Annotated in this window: 15 protein-coding genes; 3 read left to right on the top strand and 12 right to left on the bottom strand. The window is 72.0% G+C overall.

The features are described 5' to 3' along the window. Positions 1–9: 9 nt before the first annotated feature. Entirely contained in the window at positions 10–171 is a 162-nt protein-coding gene (locus OG510_RS30555; RefSeq protein ID WP_406141043.1) for an FXSXX-COOH protein, read from the bottom strand. 260 nt (positions 172–431) lie between these two features. On the opposite strand from OG510_RS30555, the gene OG510_RS30550 reads away from it, so the two are divergent. Then, positions 432–1,316: a DUF4231 domain-containing protein gene (locus OG510_RS30550; protein WP_406141041.1), complete on the top strand. Its 885-nt coding sequence runs from the start codon at positions 432–434 to the stop codon at positions 1,314–1,316. A gap of 33 nt (positions 1,317–1,349) precedes the next feature. On the opposite strand, the gene OG510_RS30545 is transcribed toward OG510_RS30550, so the two are convergent. From OG510_RS30545 to OG510_RS30510, 8 genes are all read right to left on the bottom strand, one after another. Continuing rightward, on the bottom strand, positions 1,350–1,829 hold the full coding sequence (locus tag OG510_RS30545) for a hypothetical protein (protein WP_406141039.1): 480 nt from the start codon (positions 1,827–1,829) through the stop codon (positions 1,350–1,352). Between the two features lie 161 nt (positions 1,830–1,990). After that, positions 1,991–2,890, bottom strand: a complete 900-nt coding sequence (locus OG510_RS30540; protein WP_406141038.1) for a S1 family peptidase — start codon at positions 2,888–2,890, stop codon at positions 1,991–1,993. 182 nt (positions 2,891–3,072) lie between these two features. Next, positions 3,073–3,921, bottom strand: coding sequence for a DUF1684 domain-containing protein (locus OG510_RS30535; protein ID WP_406141036.1), 849 nt, complete (start codon positions 3,919–3,921; stop codon positions 3,073–3,075). A 4-nt stretch (positions 3,922–3,925) separates the two neighbouring features. Continuing rightward, positions 3,926–5,227 carry an NtaA/DmoA family FMN-dependent monooxygenase gene (locus tag OG510_RS30530; protein ID WP_406141034.1) on the bottom strand — a complete coding sequence of 434 codons (1,302 nt, stop codon included), beginning with the start codon at positions 5,225–5,227 and terminating at the stop codon, positions 3,926–3,928. Next, positions 5,224–6,309, bottom strand: coding sequence for an LLM class flavin-dependent oxidoreductase (locus OG510_RS30525; RefSeq protein ID WP_406141032.1), 1,086 nt, complete (start codon positions 6,307–6,309; stop codon positions 5,224–5,226). Before OG510_RS30525 ends, OG510_RS30530 begins: the two co-directional genes overlap by 4 nt. 14 nt (positions 6,310–6,323) lie before the next feature. Further along, entirely contained in the window at positions 6,324–7,076 is a 753-nt protein-coding gene (locus OG510_RS30520) for an amino acid ABC transporter ATP-binding protein (protein WP_406142634.1), read from the bottom strand. A 110-nt stretch (positions 7,077–7,186) separates the two neighbouring features. Next, positions 7,187–8,941 (bottom strand): FAD/NAD(P)-binding protein, encoded by a 1,755-nt coding sequence (locus OG510_RS30515; protein WP_406141030.1) that lies wholly within the window; start codon positions 8,939–8,941, stop codon positions 7,187–7,189. A gap of 8 nt (positions 8,942–8,949) precedes the next feature. After that, positions 8,950–9,801, bottom strand: coding sequence for an amino acid ABC transporter permease (locus OG510_RS30510; protein WP_406141029.1), 852 nt, complete (start codon positions 9,799–9,801; stop codon positions 8,950–8,952). A gap of 536 nt (positions 9,802–10,337) precedes the next feature. Here OG510_RS30510 and OG510_RS30505 point away from each other — a divergent pair. Next, the gene (locus OG510_RS30505) at positions 10,338–11,282 is read left to right on the top strand and encodes an ABC transporter substrate-binding protein (RefSeq protein ID WP_406141027.1); all 945 of its coding nucleotides are present in this window, start codon (positions 10,338–10,340) and stop codon (positions 11,280–11,282) included. A gap of 13 nt (positions 11,283–11,295) precedes the next feature. Here OG510_RS30505 and OG510_RS30500 read toward each other — a convergent pair whose 3' ends face one another. Next, complete coding sequence (locus tag OG510_RS30500; protein ID WP_406141026.1) at positions 11,296–12,495, bottom strand: DUF5685 family protein; 1,200 nt, start codon at positions 12,493–12,495, stop codon at positions 11,296–11,298. A 295-nt stretch (positions 12,496–12,790) separates the two neighbouring features. Between OG510_RS30500 and OG510_RS30495 the strand changes: the two genes are divergently transcribed. Next, entirely contained in the window at positions 12,791–13,243 is a 453-nt protein-coding gene (locus OG510_RS30495; RefSeq protein WP_164267883.1) for a cell division protein SepF, read from the top strand. 104 nt (positions 13,244–13,347) lie between these two features. On the opposite strand, the gene OG510_RS30490 is transcribed toward OG510_RS30495, so the two are convergent. Both OG510_RS30490 and OG510_RS30485 read right to left on the bottom strand, forming a co-directional pair. Continuing rightward, on the bottom strand, positions 13,348–14,538 hold the full coding sequence (locus OG510_RS30490) for an acyl-CoA dehydrogenase family protein (protein ID WP_406141024.1): 1,191 nt from the start codon (positions 14,536–14,538) through the stop codon (positions 13,348–13,350). Between the two features lie 87 nt (positions 14,539–14,625). Further along, on the bottom strand, positions 14,626–16,341 hold the full coding sequence (locus OG510_RS30485) for an MFS transporter (protein WP_406141022.1): 1,716 nt from the start codon (positions 16,339–16,341) through the stop codon (positions 14,626–14,628). Positions 16,342–16,433: the final 92 nt, after the last annotated feature.

The raw sequence follows: 16,433 nt of genomic DNA, 5'->3' as shown, positions 1-16,433 counted from the left end.
TCCGCCAGTCTAGAGCGCCGAATTGAAGGTCGATGCCCTCATGGAGCGGCCGGCCGGGACGGAGAGAACACGGCCGAGCTGCTTGATGGCCTCGGTACCGCGCACATCGATCTCGGCGAGCGGGACACGCGGCTTCTTGACAGCGGCGGAAGAGGCTGAAGTTACGGACATGGTGAGGCCGCCTTGAGGGATGTTTTCTGGACAGGGACAGGAATGCCGATACCTGCACCGTTGCAGTGTCCGGCGGGTCGACTTTACCCTCAACCAGACTGCTGGCAACTGAGCGCGACCGGAGCGCAACAAGAACGTCGCACGGAGTCTGCTCCAGAATTCCGGAACACGCCATTCCATCTAAAGAGTGAAGACTGACGTCGCAGACGGGGGTTCATGTGTCCGTGTTTCCCGGTCCTGAGCGGAACCCGGAACGCAGCATGGTCTTCCGGAACGCCGATCTGCCCGCGCTGTTCCACCGGGCCGACGCCCACGCCATCGCCAGACAGGGCGAGGCCGTGGGCTCCACCCGGGCCCAGCTGGTGCTTCTCGTGGTGGGCGCGGCGACGGCTTCGCTGCCCTGGCGGGCGGAGCTGGGGGGCGGCTTCCAGGCCATCGGCGTCCTGAGCACACTGGCCTACGCGGGCGTGCTGCTGCTGACCTTCAGCACCTCCCGCCGCAAGGCCAAGGCGCAGTGGCAACTCAACCGGTCTGCGGCCGACTTCATCAAGTCCATGTGCTGGCGCTACGCGGTCCACGGCGCTCCGTTCGACGCCGGACCGGCCGATGTGGACGCGCTGTTCACCTCTCGCGTCGGGGCGCAGCTGGAGGAGCTGCGCACGGTGGGCTGGGACCAGGAGCCGCCGGGGCCCGACCTGATCACCCCTCAGATGCGGGCGCTGCGGGCCAGGTCGTTCGAGGTCCGCAAGGAGACCTACGTACGGGACAGGCTGATCGAGCAGCGCAACTGGTACCGGCGCAAACAGGAGGTCTCCCGGGGGGCCACCCTCCTGTGGTCCAGCGCCTTCGCCCTGCTCACCCTGGTCGCCCTGGTCTTCGGGGTGCTGCGCGCGCTCTCGGTCACCGAGAACACCGAGGTCGCCGCCGTGGTGTCGGCCGCGGCCGCGTCCGGGGTGGCATGGAGCGAGTTCCGCCGGCACCAGCCGCTGATCTCGGCACACGCGCTGGTCGAGGAGAAGCTCAGGGCGCTGCATCTGGAGATGGAGAGCCCGCTCACCGAGAAGCAGTGGGCGGCGGCGGTCTACGAGACCGAGCGCGTCGTGTCGCCGCAGTACACCGAATGGCTTGCCAGACACGGCAGTTGACGTGGCATCAGACGCATTCCCGGGCAGCGGTTTTCAGTCACGTTCCACGCCCTCGCGCCAGATGACCGTCACCGGTTTGCCCGCCTTCCTGGCGTAGCTGACGATGTCGCCCGTACCGCCGAGACCGCGCGCGGGCAGGCCGTCCCAGACGGCCACCAGGCGGTCGCAGTTGTCGGCGATATAGGCGCCGGCCGCGTAGTACGCCTCGTCCGTGGAGTGCGGGAAGTCCATCCGCACCTCCTGGGCCGCCCGCCCTCTGAGCCTGCGGTAGCCGGCCAGCTCGCCGGCGTCGCAGAAGCCCAGTTCGTAGTCGCCGCTGGGGATGACCGCGGTCAGCTCGGCGCCGCATTCCAGTGCGATGACCGCGAAGAGCTGGTCGGCGCCCGCGGCCAGGCTGGAGAGGACCTCGATGGGCCCCGGCTGGCCGCCGAGCAGGGCGCGCAGGGCGTCCTGCACATGAGCGATGACGTCGGGCGGAATACGGCGGTGCCCGGTGACTCCGATGCGCTTCATACGCCCCCGCCTCCCGTGAACTCCCCGCTCCCCCCGACATCCTCTCAAAAGTACGCAAGAGCCCCCGCCCGGAATCCCGGGCGGGGGCTGGTGCGCTGTGCCGTGCGGGCGGGGACGGCGGCTGCTGCCGCCCGGGCCCGGCCTTCGTCCAGTGGACGCTCTCAGTAGACGCTGACCCCGTAGGCGCTCAGCGCCTCGGTGACGGGCTGGAAGAAGGTCGTACCGCCCGATGTGCAGTCGCCGCTGCCGCCCGATGTGAGGCCCAGGGCCTTGGAGCCGGCGTAGAGCGGGCCGCCGCTGTCGCCGGGCTCGGCGCAGACCGTCGTCTGGATGAGTCCGGAGACGACGTCACCGCCGCCGTAGTTGACCGTGGCGTTCAGCGCGGTCACCTTGCCGCTGTGGGTGCCGCTGGTGGAGCCGGTCCTGGTCACGGTCTGGCCCACCGTGGGGTCGCCCGCGCTGGTGATGTCCTGGCTGCCGACGGTGCCGTCGTGCGCCACCGCGGAGTTGGTGTACTTGACGATGCCGTAGTCATTGCCAGGGAAGCTGGTGCCGGCCGTCGGGCCGATGCTCGTGGTGTCTGACGAGTTGGTGTACCAGGCGGGAGAACCCTCGGTGCAGTGCCCCGCGGTGAGGAAGTAATAGGTCGAGCCGCTGCGTACGTTGAAGCCGACGGAGCAGCGCCACTGCGAGGTGTAGATGGCGTCACCGCCCTTGAGGAGCTTGCTGAAGGTGCCGGATGTGCGCTCGACGCGGATGGCGCCCGCGTTGGCTCCGCTCCGCTGTTCGATCCGGTTGATGTCCGCGGACGAGACCGAGCTGTCCGCGGTGACGACGAGGGTGCCGGTCGCCTTGTCGACGTACCAGGCCGTGCCCGCCACATTCGCGCTCTGCACCGCGTTGCTCGCGGCGGTCAGCTGCTGGGGGCTGTACGCCTTGGCCTGGTCGGCGTGGGCGGTGGGGACGGTGAGTGCGGCAGCGACCAGCAGGCCGGACGCCACGGCGATGAGCCGGCCGCGTCTCGCGGGGCCGCTGTGGGGGGTGGTGCGCTTGATCCTCATATCAGTTCCTCCGGAAGAGAATCCGCGGGTCCTTCGGTGGGGGGACCCATGAGGCGCAGGCCGGAGCACGGCGGAGAATTTCCGCCGTGTCCCTGACAACGCGCTGACCGGAGTACAACGCGACCCGGCCGTCCGGCGCAAGAGGGCCTTCCGGCCGGGCGCGTCCACCATGTGGTCCCGGATCAGTGGGTGCGCACGGTGCGTTCGCCCGCCGCGACCGCGAACGGGAGGGTGTTGCCCGGCGGCGGGAAAGGGCAGATGAAGTGCTCGGCGAAGGCGCAGGGCGGCAGCAGCGTGCGGTTGAAGTCCACGAGGACGCTGCCGTCGGCCGCGGGCGCGGAGGGCCGCAGGAAGCGGAACCGGTAGCTGCTCGTTCCGCTGGTGGCGTCCGCGAGGACCGCCCACAGCGAGCCGTCCTCCTCCTCGGCGACCTGGAGGGTGTGCTCCTCACCCGCCAGGCGGAAGGCGAGTTCACCGGAGAGGCCCAGTCCGCGGTCGCGGCCGTCGGCGTTCGGCACCTGGACGGTGCGGCTCTCGGCGTACGGCCGGTACTGCCCGGGGAGCGCCCACCCCGCGTCGTACGGCGTGGCCTCGATCGCCGCGAAGGCCCGCCGGTTCGCGGAGTCCGGGTCCCAGACCCGGACCGCCCACAGCCCCTCCCTGCGCACCACGGCCAGCCGCCGCTCGCCCTGGGCGAGGCGCGCCCGCGCGGGCGGCGCGTGGTCGGCGGTGAGCGCGGCCCGGCCGGTGAACGGCTTCCCGTCGAGTACCAGCCCGTCCTCATCGGTGGCCGTCAGCACCAGTTCGTCGCCGGCCGCCGCCCAGTGGCCCGCGACGCCCGGGATCCGGCCTTCCGGCGCGTCGTCGAGCCAGTGGGTGCCGGTGAGGGCCAGCGGGCCGTAGGGCGCGGAGACCGTCGCCGTCCGCTCCTCGTGCCACTCCCGCCAGCTGTCCGCTCCTGCCGCCCCCGCGTCCGAGGCGGCGGCGGCGTGGCCGCTGGTGCCTCCGGTGCTTCCCGTTCCTTCTGTCATGTGATCAACCCTTCCATACCGGCTCGGCGAGACCGAGGTGGGAGCGGAGCGTCGCGCCCGTGTACTCGGTACGGAACACCCCGCGCTCCTGGAGCAGCGGCACGACCCGGTCGACGAAGTCGTCGAGTCCGCCCGGGGTGAGGTGCGGCACGAGGATGAACCCGTCGGCGGCGTCGGCCCGGACGAATTCGTGGAGTTCGGCGGCGACCGCGTCCGGGGTGCCGATGAAGGACTGACGCCCGGTGGTCTCGATGACCGTCTGCCGGATGGACAGCCCCTTCTCCTGCGAGAGCGCCCGCCACTTCGCGGCGACGGCGAGCGGGTCGGCGACCTTGACCCGCCCCTGCACGAGGTCCGATCCGGGGTCGGGGTCGATGTCGGGCAGCGGCCCGTCCGGGTCGTACGCGGAGAGGTCCCGGCCCCAGATCTGTTCCAGCGCGAGGATCGCGTTCTGCGGGGACACCTGCTGCTCGCGGATGACCGCCGCCCGTTCCGCCGCGTCGGCGGCGGTGTCGCCCAGGACATAGCTGACCCCCGGCATGATCTTCAGCGCCGACGGCTCACGGCCGTACTTCGCCAGCCGCCGCTTGGTGTCGGCGTAGAAGGCGCGGCCCGCTTCCAGCGTGCCGTGCCGGGTGAAGATCACGTCGGCGGACGAGGCGGCGAACTCCCGGCCCTCGTCCGAGTCACCGGCCTGGATGACGACGGGATGGCCCTGCGGGGAGCGCGGCACGGTGAACTCACCGGCGATGTCGAAGTGCCGGCCCTGGTGCGCGAAGGGCCGCGACCTGCCGTCGGGGCTCCAGGAGTCCCACAGTTCACGCGCCGTCGCGACGAACTCGGCGGCCCTGGTGTACCGGTCGGCCCGGTCGAGATAGCCGCCGCGCCGGAAGTTCTCCCCGGTGAAGGCGTCGGACGAGGTGACCACGTTCCAGGCGGCCCGGCCGCCGCTGAGGTGGTCGAGGGTGGCGAGCCTGCGCGCGAGTTCGTACGGCTCGTTGAAGGTGGCGTTCACGGTCGCGGCGAGTCCGAGCCGGTCGGTGACGGCCGCCAGCGCGTTGAGCAGGGTGACCGACTCGGGCCTGCCGACGACGTCCAGGTCGTGGATCCGCCCCTGGTACTCGCGCAGCCGCAGCCCCTCGGCGAGGAAGAAGAAGTCGAACCTGCCGCGCTCGGCGGTCCGGGCGAGATGCTCGAAGGAGGAGAACTCGATCTGGCTCCGCGAGCGCGGGTCGGTCCAGACCGTGGTGCTGTTGACGCCGGGGAAGTGGGCGGCGAGATGGAGCTGCTTCTGCGGTGCGGTCACGTCCGTCCCCCGGGGATCGCGTCCTTGGTGTGCGGTGTCCGCACGGTCTCTTCCCGCGGATGCGGTGGCTGCGGGGTGCTGCCCGAGGGCCGCCGGCTCCGCGCGTACCGGCCCGCGGGACGGGTCAGCCCCAGATGCTCGCGGAGTGTCGCGCCCGGATAGAAACGGCGCAGCAGACAGTGGTGCTGGAGCACCGGGACCGTCCCGTCGACGATCAGCGGGAGGTCGCGCTCGACGTCGGTGGGGCGCAGATGGAAGCCGTCGGCCGCGCCCTGCCCGTACCAGTCGGCGATGAGCCGGGCGAGCCCCACCGCGTCGGCGCTGGTGTGCAGTTCGACCGGGAGCGAGACCAGGACGCGCAGCTGGTCGGGGCTGCGGCCGTGGGCGGCCACCCGGTTCCTGATCTCCTCGCGGAACGTGCGGGCGGTGAGCGGGTCGTCGGCGCGTACGAGTACGACATCGGCGTGGCGGACGGCCGCCTCGCGGGCCGCCGCACCGGTTCCGTCGATCACCGTGACGGGGTGGCCCTGCGGCGGTCTGGGCACGATGGCGGGTCCACGGACGGAGAACGTGCTGCCGGTGAAGTCGGTGTAGTGCAGCCGGTCGCGGTCGATGAAGCGGCCGGTGGCCACATCACGGATCTCGGCGTCGTCCTCCCAGCTGTCCCACAGCCGGGCAGCCACGTCGGCCACTTCGCCCGCCTCGTGCCAGAGCGCGTCGCCGGGCGCTGCGTCGCGCCGGCCGAACAGGGCGGCCTCGGCGGCGGTCGCCGATACGGCGGTGCTCCAGCCGGCCCGGCCGCGGCTGACCCAGTCCAGGGTCGCGATCGCCGACGAGACATGGAAGGGCTCGGTGTGGGTGGTGGTGACGGCCGGTACGAGACCGATCCGCCGGGTGCCGGGTGCGACGCGGGCGAGTACGGCCGGCGCGTCGGGTCCCGGCCGGGCGAAGGAGTCGTCGAGGGTGATGAAGTCCAGGGTGCCGCGCTCGGCGAGGAGCGCGAGGCCCGTGTAGTGGCGGGCGTCGAACCGCGGCCGGCCGCCGATCTCGGCGGCGAGGTGGAGGGGGCGGGGCACTGGCATGGTCAGGAGTCCTTTCACAGGACCTTGGAGAGGAAGGCGCGGGTGCGCTCGTGCTCCGGGTGGTCGAGTACGGCGGCGGGCGGGCCCTGCTCCACGATCCGGCCCTCGTCCATGAAGACCATCGTGTCGGCGGCCTCCCGGGCGAAGCCGATCTCATGGGTGACGACGATCATCGTGGTGCCCTGGGCGGCCAAGTCCTTGATGACGTCCAGGACTTCGCCGACGAGTTCCGGGTCGAGAGCCGATGTGGGCTCGTCGAAGAGGAGCAGGCTCGGCTCCAGGGCGAGCGCGCGGGCGATGGCCACCCGCTGCTGCTGACCGCCGGAGAGCCTGCCCGGGTAGGCGGCCGCCTTGTCGGCGAGTCCGACCCGGGCCAGCAGCTCGGCCGCGGCCGCCTCCGCCTGTTTCCTGGGTTTCCCGAGGGCGGCCACCGGGGCTTCGGTGATGTTCTCCAGCACGGTCAGGTGCGGGAAGAGATGGAAGTTCTGGAAGACGAAACCGATCCGGGTGCGCTGCTTGAGCACCTCGCGCTCGGGCAGTTCGAAGAGGCGGTCGCCCGAGCGGCGGTAGCCGATCAGCGAGCCGTCCACGCTGATCCAGCCGCGGTCCACCTTCTCCAGATGGTTGATGGTCCGCAGCAGGGTGGACTTCCCCGAACCCGACGGGCCGAGGACGACGGTGACCTCACCGGTGCGGACCGTCAGATCGATACCCCGCAGCACTTCGAGAGCGCCGAAGCTCTTGTGCACGGACTTGATCTCGACCATGGCGGGGGCCTGGTCCCGCGCGTCCGTGGCGGGGGTCCGGTCCCGCTCGTCCGTGGCTTCGGCGTCCTTGGGCACGGTCGCGGTCGGGCCGGGTTTCGTCGGGCTCGCTGTCATCGGTCGGACTCCTTGAGCACAGTGAGGGCGGCGCGCGCGGTGGCGTCGTTCTGCCGGAAGGCGGGGGCGTTCGTGTGCGGCCTGGCGAAGGCGCCGGCCGAGCGGGCCGTGGTGTGCGGGCCGAGCGCGAACCGGCGCGGGTGCGGCCCCGCGCCGCGCTCCACGACCCGCCCGTCCGCGGGGTCCACGACGAGCAGCCCGGCCGTACTGGACCGGGCCCCGTCCTCGTACAGCGCGTTCAGCAAGGTGCTGCGGGTGCGCGCCGGCGAGGGCGCGGGCAGCCTCGCCTCGACCAGGGCGCGGGCCTCGACGCGCTCCCCCGGCACGCTCGCGCTGCCCGCGCTGAACACCCCGCGGTTCTCGTCGGCTTCGACGGTGATGTCCGCGCCGACGAACCGCACCACACCCGCGCGGGACAGCGCGAGGAGCCGCCGCAGCCGCGGCCCCGGCGGGCCGGACGCCAGATAGCTGAAGAAGCCGTGCCAGCGGGCGCCGCCCTCCCCGGTGTCGCCGAGCCGGGTCAACTGCCCGTAGACCGACAGCAGTCCGAGGAAGACCGCCAGGTCCGGGCTGTACTCCGGGTCGTGGCGGCGGGCGAGGTCGGCCTCGATGTAGCCGCGCAGGCCCTCCTGGAGCGCGTCCATGGAGTCATGGCGTACGCCGTCCAGCGGCCGGTCGAGCGCCGCGGGGTCGAAGCGGTCGGCGGGGTCGGGCACGGCGTCCTCGGCCAGCGCGGCCAGCTCGGGTCCGGCGGCGGCCGCGGCGTACTTCTCCTCGAAGACCGGCCAGTCGACGGTGGTGCGCCCGGGGTGCACGGTGAAGAGCCGGTGGTAGTGGGCGTATCCGAGCTCCCGGTCGATGAGCGGCCGTACGTCGCGCTCGAAGTCGACCGGGCCAGGCCCGGCCAGCAACGCGTCCACCTGCTCGGGTCCGAAGAAGCGCGGCAGCGGCGGGCGTTCGCCGGTCCAGGTGTAGCCGATCTTGGAGTGGTACGGCACACCGCGCCGCGATCCCACGTACAGGACCGGCTCCCGCCCGGAGGGCAGATACTCGCCCCGCGCGTCGTACCGGCCGCCGCGGCCCTCGGTGAGGAGCACCATCAGGTCGACGAAGGCGAGGCCGAAGCCGCGGACGATGACCGGTTCGCCGGCGCCGAGCACCGACAGATCGCTGTCCGCGGTGAAGGCGGGCGGCAGATGGACGAGCCCGTGCCGCTGGGCGAACCGGGCCAGTTCCCGCTGCTCCTCGTCCGGGTCGGCGTCCAGGTGGCCGATGGTGAGCACCACCAGCTCGGCGACGACCGGCTCGGCCTCCCCTTCAAGCCACACCTGCTGGCGGCCGTCGCGCGGGCCGCTGATCCGTACCGCGCGGGTGCGGTGCTCGCGCACCGTGGAGCCCGGCGGCAGCGCGGCCACGGCCTCCTCGTACACCCAGCGCAGATAGCCGCCCTGCGCCTGTCTGCTGGGGAAGGACTGCGGGTCGGCCCCCGCCCACCGGGCGAAGTCGGGCCCCGGGCGTACGGGCCCGTCCAAAGGCTGCGCGGAGTCGTCGGTGAACATGGTGACGTCGGACGCCATGGAGTTCATCCAGAGCAGCGGGGACTGGTCCCGCCGCCATATCCGTCCGCCGCCCGGCGGGTACGGGTCGATCAGATGGATGTCCAGCGGCCGGTTCCCGTACAGCTCAGGGGCGTTGGCGGCGAGCCGCTCCAGGAATCCGGTGCCGCGCGGTCCTGCTCCGACCACCGCCACGGACGCCCTCACCGGGCACCGCGCGCGTAGTACCGCTCGATGTAGTGCTGGCCCGCGCTGAGCACCGAGGTGACGAGCGCGTACCAGATGGTGGCGACGAGCAGCAGCGGGATGACCTGGTAGGTGCGGTGGTAGACGAGCTGCACGGAGTAGAGCAGGTCCTGGACGGCGATGACGGAGACGATCGATGTGCCCTTGAGCGTGCCGATGAGCATGTTCCCGGCGGGCGGCACGATCGAGCGCATGGCCTGCGGCAGGACGATCCGCCACAGCCTGCGCCACCGGCCGAGCCCGAGCGATTCGGCGGCCTCGATCTGGCCGCGTCCGACGGAGAGGATGCCGCCGCGTACGACCTCGGCCGCGTACGCCGCCTCGTGCAGGGTCAGCCCGACGATGGCGACGGTGACCGGGCCGAGGAGGTTGACGGTCTTGACGCCGAGGATCTGCGGATAGAGCGCTCCGATGTTGAACCAGAACAGCAGCTGCACCAGGATCGGCGTCGACCTGAAGAGCCAGATGTATCCCCAGCCGACCGCGCGCAGCACGGGGTTGGCGGACATCCGCATGACGGCGAGCAGGGTGCCGAGGGCGAACCCGAGCACCATGACGGCGGCGGTGAGCCAGAGGGTCAGGCCGAGTCCGCGCAGGACGGCGGTGGTGGCGAAGTAGTCACCGACGACGCCCCACTGGAAGGCGTCGTTGCGGACGACGGAGGTGAGGGCGCCGGCGAGCAGCACCAGTACCACCGCGGCCGCCGCCCACTGGCCGGTGCGGCGGACCGGCACGATGCGCGGTACCGGGTCGTCGTCCGCGGGCGGTGCCAGGGAGAGCTGAGGAAGGGTGTCTGACGAAGCGGACATGAGAAGGCTCCGTGGATGCTGAGATCGAACACGGTGATGCCTTCACGCGGTGCAGCGCGGACCGAGCCCCTCAGCACGGTCCGTTGCTGAGATTACGGCGCTGGTTCTGTGCGCTGTCAAGGGTGTCCACACTGTGGGCGCTACGTCTTACGGCAGTTGACGGGGAAACGGATGCCTGTTCCACTTGGGCCATGCATCCGCAGCAGTGGCTGGTCACACGCTCCCACATCGACTTCGGTCGAGTGTGGTCCTCTTCCTGTTGAGCTGACCCCCGCGCCTTCTCGCTGCGCGTTCTTCCGCTGCGCGTCTCTTCGCGTATCGCCCCCGCTCTCGCTCCAGTGCCCCGTTCTCCGGGCCCCTTGTCACGCGATCCCGTCCGGCGCCCGCGCCGCGGTGTCGCGCTGATCACTCACGTCTTCACCCGCGCAGCGCCTTCCTCACCCCTCCCCTCGCCTTTCCCCGCTCCCCCTCTCCGTCACCTCTCTGTTCCTTCGCTGCCCCCGTTTCCCGTGGGCTCTTCTGGAGTGTCCGACGCCATGAGCAAGACCCGAAGAGGCGCTGCCTCAGCCCTGATCACCGCGGCCGCCCTGGCCCTGACGGCCTGCGGCTCGGGCGACCCGGCGACCACGGGCAGCGGTGCGAAGTCCGTGGCGAAGCCGGCCGCGCTCCCGACCCGCGACGTGGTGTCGGACATCCGCCCCGACCCGGCGGCCGTCGCGCTGCTCCCCGCAGCCGTACGGAAGGGGGGCACGCTGACCCTGGCCACCGCGGTCGGCGGGGCGCCGCCCGGCACCAGTTATCTGCCCGACGGCAAGACCATGGTGGGCCAGGACATCGACTTCGCGGACGCCGCCGCGAAGACGCTCGGCCTGAAGCTCAAGCGCGAGGCCGCCGGATTCGAGACGATTCTGCCCGCGCTCGACAGCGGCAAATTCGACCTGGGCGTGGGCAACTTCGGGGTGACGGACGAGCGCCGCAAGGTGATCGACTTCGTCACGTACATCAACGACGGCCAGGGCTTCGCCGTACGCCAGGACAGCAAGCTGGGCAAGGTCACCGATCTGAAGCAGCTGTGCGGCCTGAATGTGGCGACCGGCGCCGGCACCACGTTCGAGGCGACGCTCGCCGCCGCGAAGAAGGAGTGCGCTGCGGCGGGAAAGAAGGACTACAAGGTCCAGACGTACGCGGACAGCGCCGCACTCTGGGGCTCCCTCCAGCAGGGCCGCAGCGATGTGGTGATGTCGACGATCAACGGTCTGCGCTTCGCAGTCCGCCAGCAGCCGGGGCTGCGGTTCCTCAACGAGTTCCACCGCCTCGACGTGGGGTTCGCCTTCAAGAAGGGCACCCCGCTGGCCCGCGCCTTCCAGGCCGCGGTGAACCGGCTGATCAAGGACGGTACGTACGAGCGCATCCTGAAGAAGTGGGGCACCGTGCCGTCCGGGCTCAAGGAGTCGCGGATCTCACCGCCGGAGATCAAGTAGCGCGCGGCAGAGGTCAGCAGCCGTCACAGGGGCAGCAGCAGTCGCACCCGCCGCAGTCGCAGCCGGAATCGCAGCAGTCACCGCAGTCGCAGTCGTTGCAGCAGCCCTCGCGTTTACGGCCCGACCAGGGGCCCTCGAACTCGGAGGCGCAGCAGGCCCGGCAGGTGCAGCAGAGCCCGACGGCGACCGCACAGCCCGCCAGGAAGCCCCGCTTCGGGTGCCGCCCCGGCCCGCCGTGGTCGGCATGACCGTCCCGTCCGTCGCGGTCGTCCCGTCCGTCACCGTCGTCGCGGGCCGGGGCCTCGGGGTCGAATCCCGGGGGCGGCGGGCCGAAGGGTCCGGGCGCCCCGTGGCCGCAGCTCCCGCCGAACGCCCGGTCGACCGAGCGCCTGAGTTCATGGGCGAGCAGCGCATGGGCCAGCCGGCCGTCCGCGAATTCGGCGTCGCGCAGCGCGAGCCGGATCCCGTGCAGTGCGTCGTCGCAGAGCCGGCGGGCCTCGTCCAGGGAGGTACCGGTCGCGGCCAGCGGGTTCCAGGCACCCGACGCGGCGTCAGCTTCCCTGTCCTCCACGGCGTCCAGCAGATGGGCCAGCCGTCCGAAGAGCCGGCCGGCCTCGGCGAGCGGCGGCGCGTTCCCGGGCCGTCCCGCGAGCACCGCGGTGTGCGCGAAGGCCGCGGCGGTGGCGGTCTCGGTCGGCTCGGTGACGGTCAGCAGGGGCGTGCCGGGCCCGGCGAGCGCCTCGATCGCGGTCTGCCGGCCGACGGCGTCGAGCAGGAGCGCGGTGTCGAACCCGAGCTCGGCACCGCTCCGCGCACCGGCGCGGTCCCAGCGGGTGGCGACGCGGCGGGCGGCCGCGGCGACCGGCCTGCGCGCCAGGAGCCCGTCCCGGTCGGCGACATGGTCGCGCATCTTCGCGGAGGCCAGCACCAGGGAGACGGTGGCGGCGAGCCGGGCGCCCTCGCCGCGCGCGACGGGCGCGGTGCGCATCCCGCGCAGCGGACAGGGACCGGCGGTGCGCCACCGGCCGCTGGAGCGCTCCGTCTGAGCCTCCGTCAACACCGAGACGATCAGGCCGTCGTAGTTGGTGGCGATCCGCGCGAACTGGCCGTGATCGCCCCGCAGCGCCAGACAGAGCCCGCAGAGATGCGCCGTCCACTGGGCCCGCAGCCCGTCGGAGAGGCGGTGCGTGCAGGGCCTGACGATTCCGAACACAGTGCTCCCCCGAGCTTCGTCACCGGTGCCGGACGGTGTCTTCCGGCGCCGCCCGCATCGTATCGAGCGGCCCATTCACCCGTACGACCCCTCCGTCACCCATACGGCTGGAGACTTCCTATTTTCATTCTGTCAGCAGTCGTACGTAGGAAGAAACCTGACGAACCGCCACAACTTCTGCACCAGTACCGTCACGAATGCCCTGCGCGCCGTCTATCCACTTGGCGCACGATCCACATCATGGACGACGATAGGGGGGCGGAACGCAGAAGGACCGCGGCGAAAGGAGGCGTCCATGGGATCGGTACGCAAGGCGAGTGCCTGGCTGGGGCTCGTCGAGGACAACGACGACGACCGCTACTACGACGACGATTACACGGAGGGCGCCGAGCAGGCCCCGGCCTCGGCCGAGGCGTGGGTGACCGACCCCAGGGTCAGGGTCGCCTCCGAAGCGGCACAGGCGAAGAGCCGCCGGATCGCGACGATCACGCCCGACAGCTTCCGGGACGCCCGCAGCATCGGCGAGATGTTCCGGGACGGTGTCCCGGTGATCGTCAACCTCACGTCCATGGAGCCCGCCGACGCCAAGCGCGTGGTGGACTTCGCCGCCGGGCTGATCTTCGGCCTGCGCGGCTCGATCGACCGGGTGGCCAACCGGGTCTTCCTGCTGACCCCGTCCGACACGAAGATCGTGAGCGGGGAGGCCGCCGGCCGGCCCAGTGACGGCGGGTTCTTCAACCAGAGCTGAGCCGGGGCCGGACCCGGCGGCGCTCCGGGGGCATCCCCGGAGCCCGGCGCGCCCGGCCCGGCTCGGCACGGCCGGACCCACCGGTCAGGCCGGCCCCGCCCGCTCTACCGGAACGCGTCGAGACCGGTGAGCGCCTTGCCCAGCACCAGCTGGTGCATCTCGACGGTGCCCTCGTACGTCAGCACCGACTCCAGGTTGGTGGCGTGCCGCATCACCGGGTACTCCAGGGAGATCCCGTTGGCGCCGAGGATCGTCCGCGAGGTGCGGCAGATCTCGATCGCCTCCCGCACGTTGTTGAGCTTCCCGAAGCTGACCTGTTCCGGACGGAGCCTGCCGGCGTCCATCCGGCGCCCGATGTGGTGCGCGAGCAGGATGCCCTTGTGCAGTTCGACCGCCATGTCGGCGAGCTTGGCCTGGGTGAGCTGGAAGCCGCCGATCGGCCTGCCGAACTGCTCCCGCGTCCTGGAGTAGTCGAGCGCGGCCTCGAAGCTGGCGCGGGCCGCGCCCATCGCGCCCCAGACGATCCCGTACCTGGCGTGGCTCAGACAGCTGAGCGGGCCCTTGAGCCCGGTGACCCCGGGCAGCACCGCGTCGGCCGGCAGCCGGACCTCGTCGAGGACGAGCTCACTGGTGACCGAGGCGCGCAGCGACCACTTGTGCTTGATCTCCGGGGCCGAGAACCCGGCCGTGTCCGTGGGGACGACGAAACCGCGGACACCCTCGTCCGTCTGCGCCCACACGACGGCGACGCCCGCCACCGAGCCATTGGTGATCCACATCTTGCGGCCGGTCAGCACCCAGTCGGTGCCGCTGCGCTTGGCGTACGTCAGCATCCCCGCCGGGTCCGAGCCGTGGTCGGGCTCGGTGAGCCCGAAGCAGCCGATGATCTCACCGGCCGCCATACCGGGCAGCCACCGCTGCCTCTGCTCCTCCGAGCCGAAGCGGTGGATCGCGTACATCGCGAGTGAGCCCTGTACGGAGACCAGTGAGCGGATGCCGGAGTCGGCCGCCTCCAGCTCCAGGCAGGCCAGTCCGTACTGGACGGCGGTGGCGCCCGCGCAGCCGTACCCCTGCAGGGACATGCCGAGCGCGCCGATGGAGCCCAGCTCGCGGGCCAGCTCACGGATGCCGGGCAGCTCGCCCTGCTCGTACCACTGCGCGATGTGCGGCAGGACCCGGTCGGCGGCCCAGGCGCGGACGGTGCCGCGGATCGCGAGATCCTCGTCGCCGAGCAGGTCGTCCAGGCCGATGGGGTCGGCGGGATCGAAGGGCGGCAGCTTGGACGGTGCGGACATGGGGGTGCCTCCGGCGGCTCGCACGGACAACGACGACAACAGATGAAACTAGCAGTGATAGTTACAGGGTTCCGCCGACGTTACGGCTCAGTGTCGCGCGCGTCCAGACCCGGCCGCGTCCGCCGGCACCGGGCGCGCCAGAGCGGGCGCGGCCGCCCTCGGCAGGGCCTCGCGGGCCCGCCCGTCCGCCGGCTGCCCGACGGCCGCCCGGTCGCCGTCCGGCTGTTCCGCCAGGGGTCCGCCGGTGCGCTCCCGCTCCCCGGGCGGGGCCGCGCACTCCATCACCCGGGGCAGCCGCAGCGCGGCGACGGCGCCGAGCAGCAGCAGCCCGGCGCTGACCAGCAGGGTGACGTGCAGTCCGTGGACGAAGGCGTCCCTGGCCGCGCTGCGCAGCGCGGCCCCGGCGGGGCCGCCGAGCCGGGCGGACACCTCGTACGCCTCCCCCAGCGAGTTGGCCGCCTGGTGGCTCGCCGTCGCCGGGACCCCGTGCACCGAGCGGAGCGACGGGCCGTAGGCGGCGTTCATGACACTGCCGAGGAGCGCTATGCCCATCCCCGCGCCCAGCTGGTACGAGGTCTCGCCGATCGCCGCGGCGCCGCCCGCCCGGTCGGCGGGCGCCTCGCTGAGCATCGACTCGTACGCACCGAAGAGCGTGGCCTGGAGCCCGAAGCCGAGCAGCACGAAGGAGACGGTCAGCAGCGGCGGATCGTCGTGCGCCCCCATCCTGACCAGGCAGAGCACGGCGACCGCGGTCAGCACGAACCCGGAGCCGACCATCCGGCGCGGTCCGACACGGCGCAGGACGGAGGAGCCCATCGCCCCCGCGGTGATGGCGGCGAAGGTGAGCGGGAGCAGCCGCAGACCGGTCGCCAGCGGGCTGAGGCCGAGCACCAGCTGGAGGTACTGGACGGCGATCAGCTCCAGGCCGACCAGCGCCAGCATGGCCAGGACGATGCAGCCGACCGCCGTGGTGAAGGTGGGCCGGGAGAACATCCGGATGTCGATGAGCGGATGCTCCCGGCTCCGCTGCCGCCGCACGAAGAGCACCAGCAGCACGGCTCCGGCCACCAGCGGTACGAGCGTGGCGGGGCCGAGGGCCCCTTCGCCGCCGCCGATGCGCTTCACACCGAGGACCACGCCGAGCACCCCGGCGGCTGCCATCAGCGCGCCGAGCACGTCCCACGGACCGTCCGCGCTGCCGCGCGACTCGGGCAGCACCCAGCGGGAGAGCGGCAGCAGCACCGCCATCAGCGGGAGGTTGATCAGGAAGACCGAGCCCCACCAGAAGTGCTCCACGAGGAATCCGCCGAGGACCGGGCCGATGGCGGCGCCGACCGCGGCGACCGCGGTCCAGACGCCGATGGCGACGGCGCGTTCACGGCGGTCGGGGAAGACGGCCCGCAGGACCGACAGGGTCGCCGGCATGATCATGGCGCCGCCGACCCCGAGCAGGGCGCGGGCGGCGATCAGGAGCTCGGGGGTGGGGGCGAAGGCCGCGACGGCCGATGCCACCCCGAACAGGGCGTAACCGATCAGCAGGATGCGGCGGCGGCCCACCCGGTCGCCGAGTGTGCCGAAGAGGATCAGCAGCGAGGCACAGACCAGCGGATAGGCGTCGACGATCCAGAGCAGCTGGATCGCGCCGGGGCGCAGGTCCTCGGTGACCGCGGGGACCGCGACATGCAGGACGGTCGCGTCCAGCGCGACCAGCAGCAGGCTGACGCACAGGACGACGAGCACGACCCAGCGGTTGGCGCCGGCTGCGACGGCCGGGCGCCTGCCGGTCGCGGACGTCCCTGACATGCGCGTACCTCCCACTGCGGTGTGTCCCTCGCGCTCGGTGGACCCGCGGGGAACCGATGGCCCTCCGGGCCCGGCTTCGACGGGCGAGTGAG

The sequence above is a fragment of the Streptomyces sp. NBC_01089 genome (assembly GCF_045162975.1).
Classification (GTDB): domain Bacteria; phylum Actinomycetota; class Actinomycetes; order Streptomycetales; family Streptomycetaceae; genus Streptomyces.
The sequence above is the reverse complement of the archived record's forward strand: the minus strand, read 5'-3'. Positions and strand labels throughout refer to the sequence as shown.

Excerpts from the sequence above, each read along its gene's own strand:
- OG510_RS30555 (WP_406141043.1), bottom strand. The coding sequence starts at position 171 with ATGTCCGTAACTTCAGCCTCTTCCGCCGCTGTCAAGAAGCCGCGTGTC.
- OG510_RS30550 (WP_406141041.1), top strand. The coding sequence starts at position 432 with ATGGTCTTCCGGAACGCCGATCTGCCCGCGCTGTTCCACCGGGCCGAC.
- OG510_RS30545 (WP_406141039.1), bottom strand. The coding sequence starts at position 1,829 with ATGAAGCGCATCGGAGTCACCGGGCACCGCCGTATTCCGCCCGACGTC.
- OG510_RS30540 (WP_406141038.1), bottom strand. The coding sequence starts at position 2,890 with ATGAGGATCAAGCGCACCACCCCCCACAGCGGCCCCGCGAGACGCGGC.
- OG510_RS30535 (WP_406141036.1), bottom strand. The coding sequence starts at position 3,921 with ATGACAGAAGGAACGGGAAGCACCGGAGGCACCAGCGGCCACGCCGCC.
- OG510_RS30525 (WP_406141032.1), bottom strand. The coding sequence starts at position 6,309 with ATGCCAGTGCCCCGCCCCCTCCACCTCGCCGCCGAGATCGGCGGCCGG.
- OG510_RS30520 (WP_406142634.1), bottom strand. The coding sequence starts at position 7,076 with ATGGTCGAGATCAAGTCCGTGCACAAGAGCTTCGGCGCTCTCGAAGTG.
- OG510_RS30510 (WP_406141029.1), bottom strand. The coding sequence starts at position 9,801 with ATGTCCGCTTCGTCAGACACCCTTCCTCAGCTCTCCCTGGCACCGCCC.
- OG510_RS30505 (WP_406141027.1), top strand. The coding sequence starts at position 10,338 with ATGAGCAAGACCCGAAGAGGCGCTGCCTCAGCCCTGATCACCGCGGCC.
- OG510_RS30495 (WP_164267883.1), top strand. The coding sequence starts at position 12,791 with ATGGGATCGGTACGCAAGGCGAGTGCCTGGCTGGGGCTCGTCGAGGAC.
- OG510_RS30490 (WP_406141024.1), bottom strand. The coding sequence starts at position 14,538 with ATGTCCGCACCGTCCAAGCTGCCGCCCTTCGATCCCGCCGACCCCATC.
- OG510_RS30485 (WP_406141022.1), bottom strand. The coding sequence starts at position 16,341 with ATGTCAGGGACGTCCGCGACCGGCAGGCGCCCGGCCGTCGCAGCCGGC.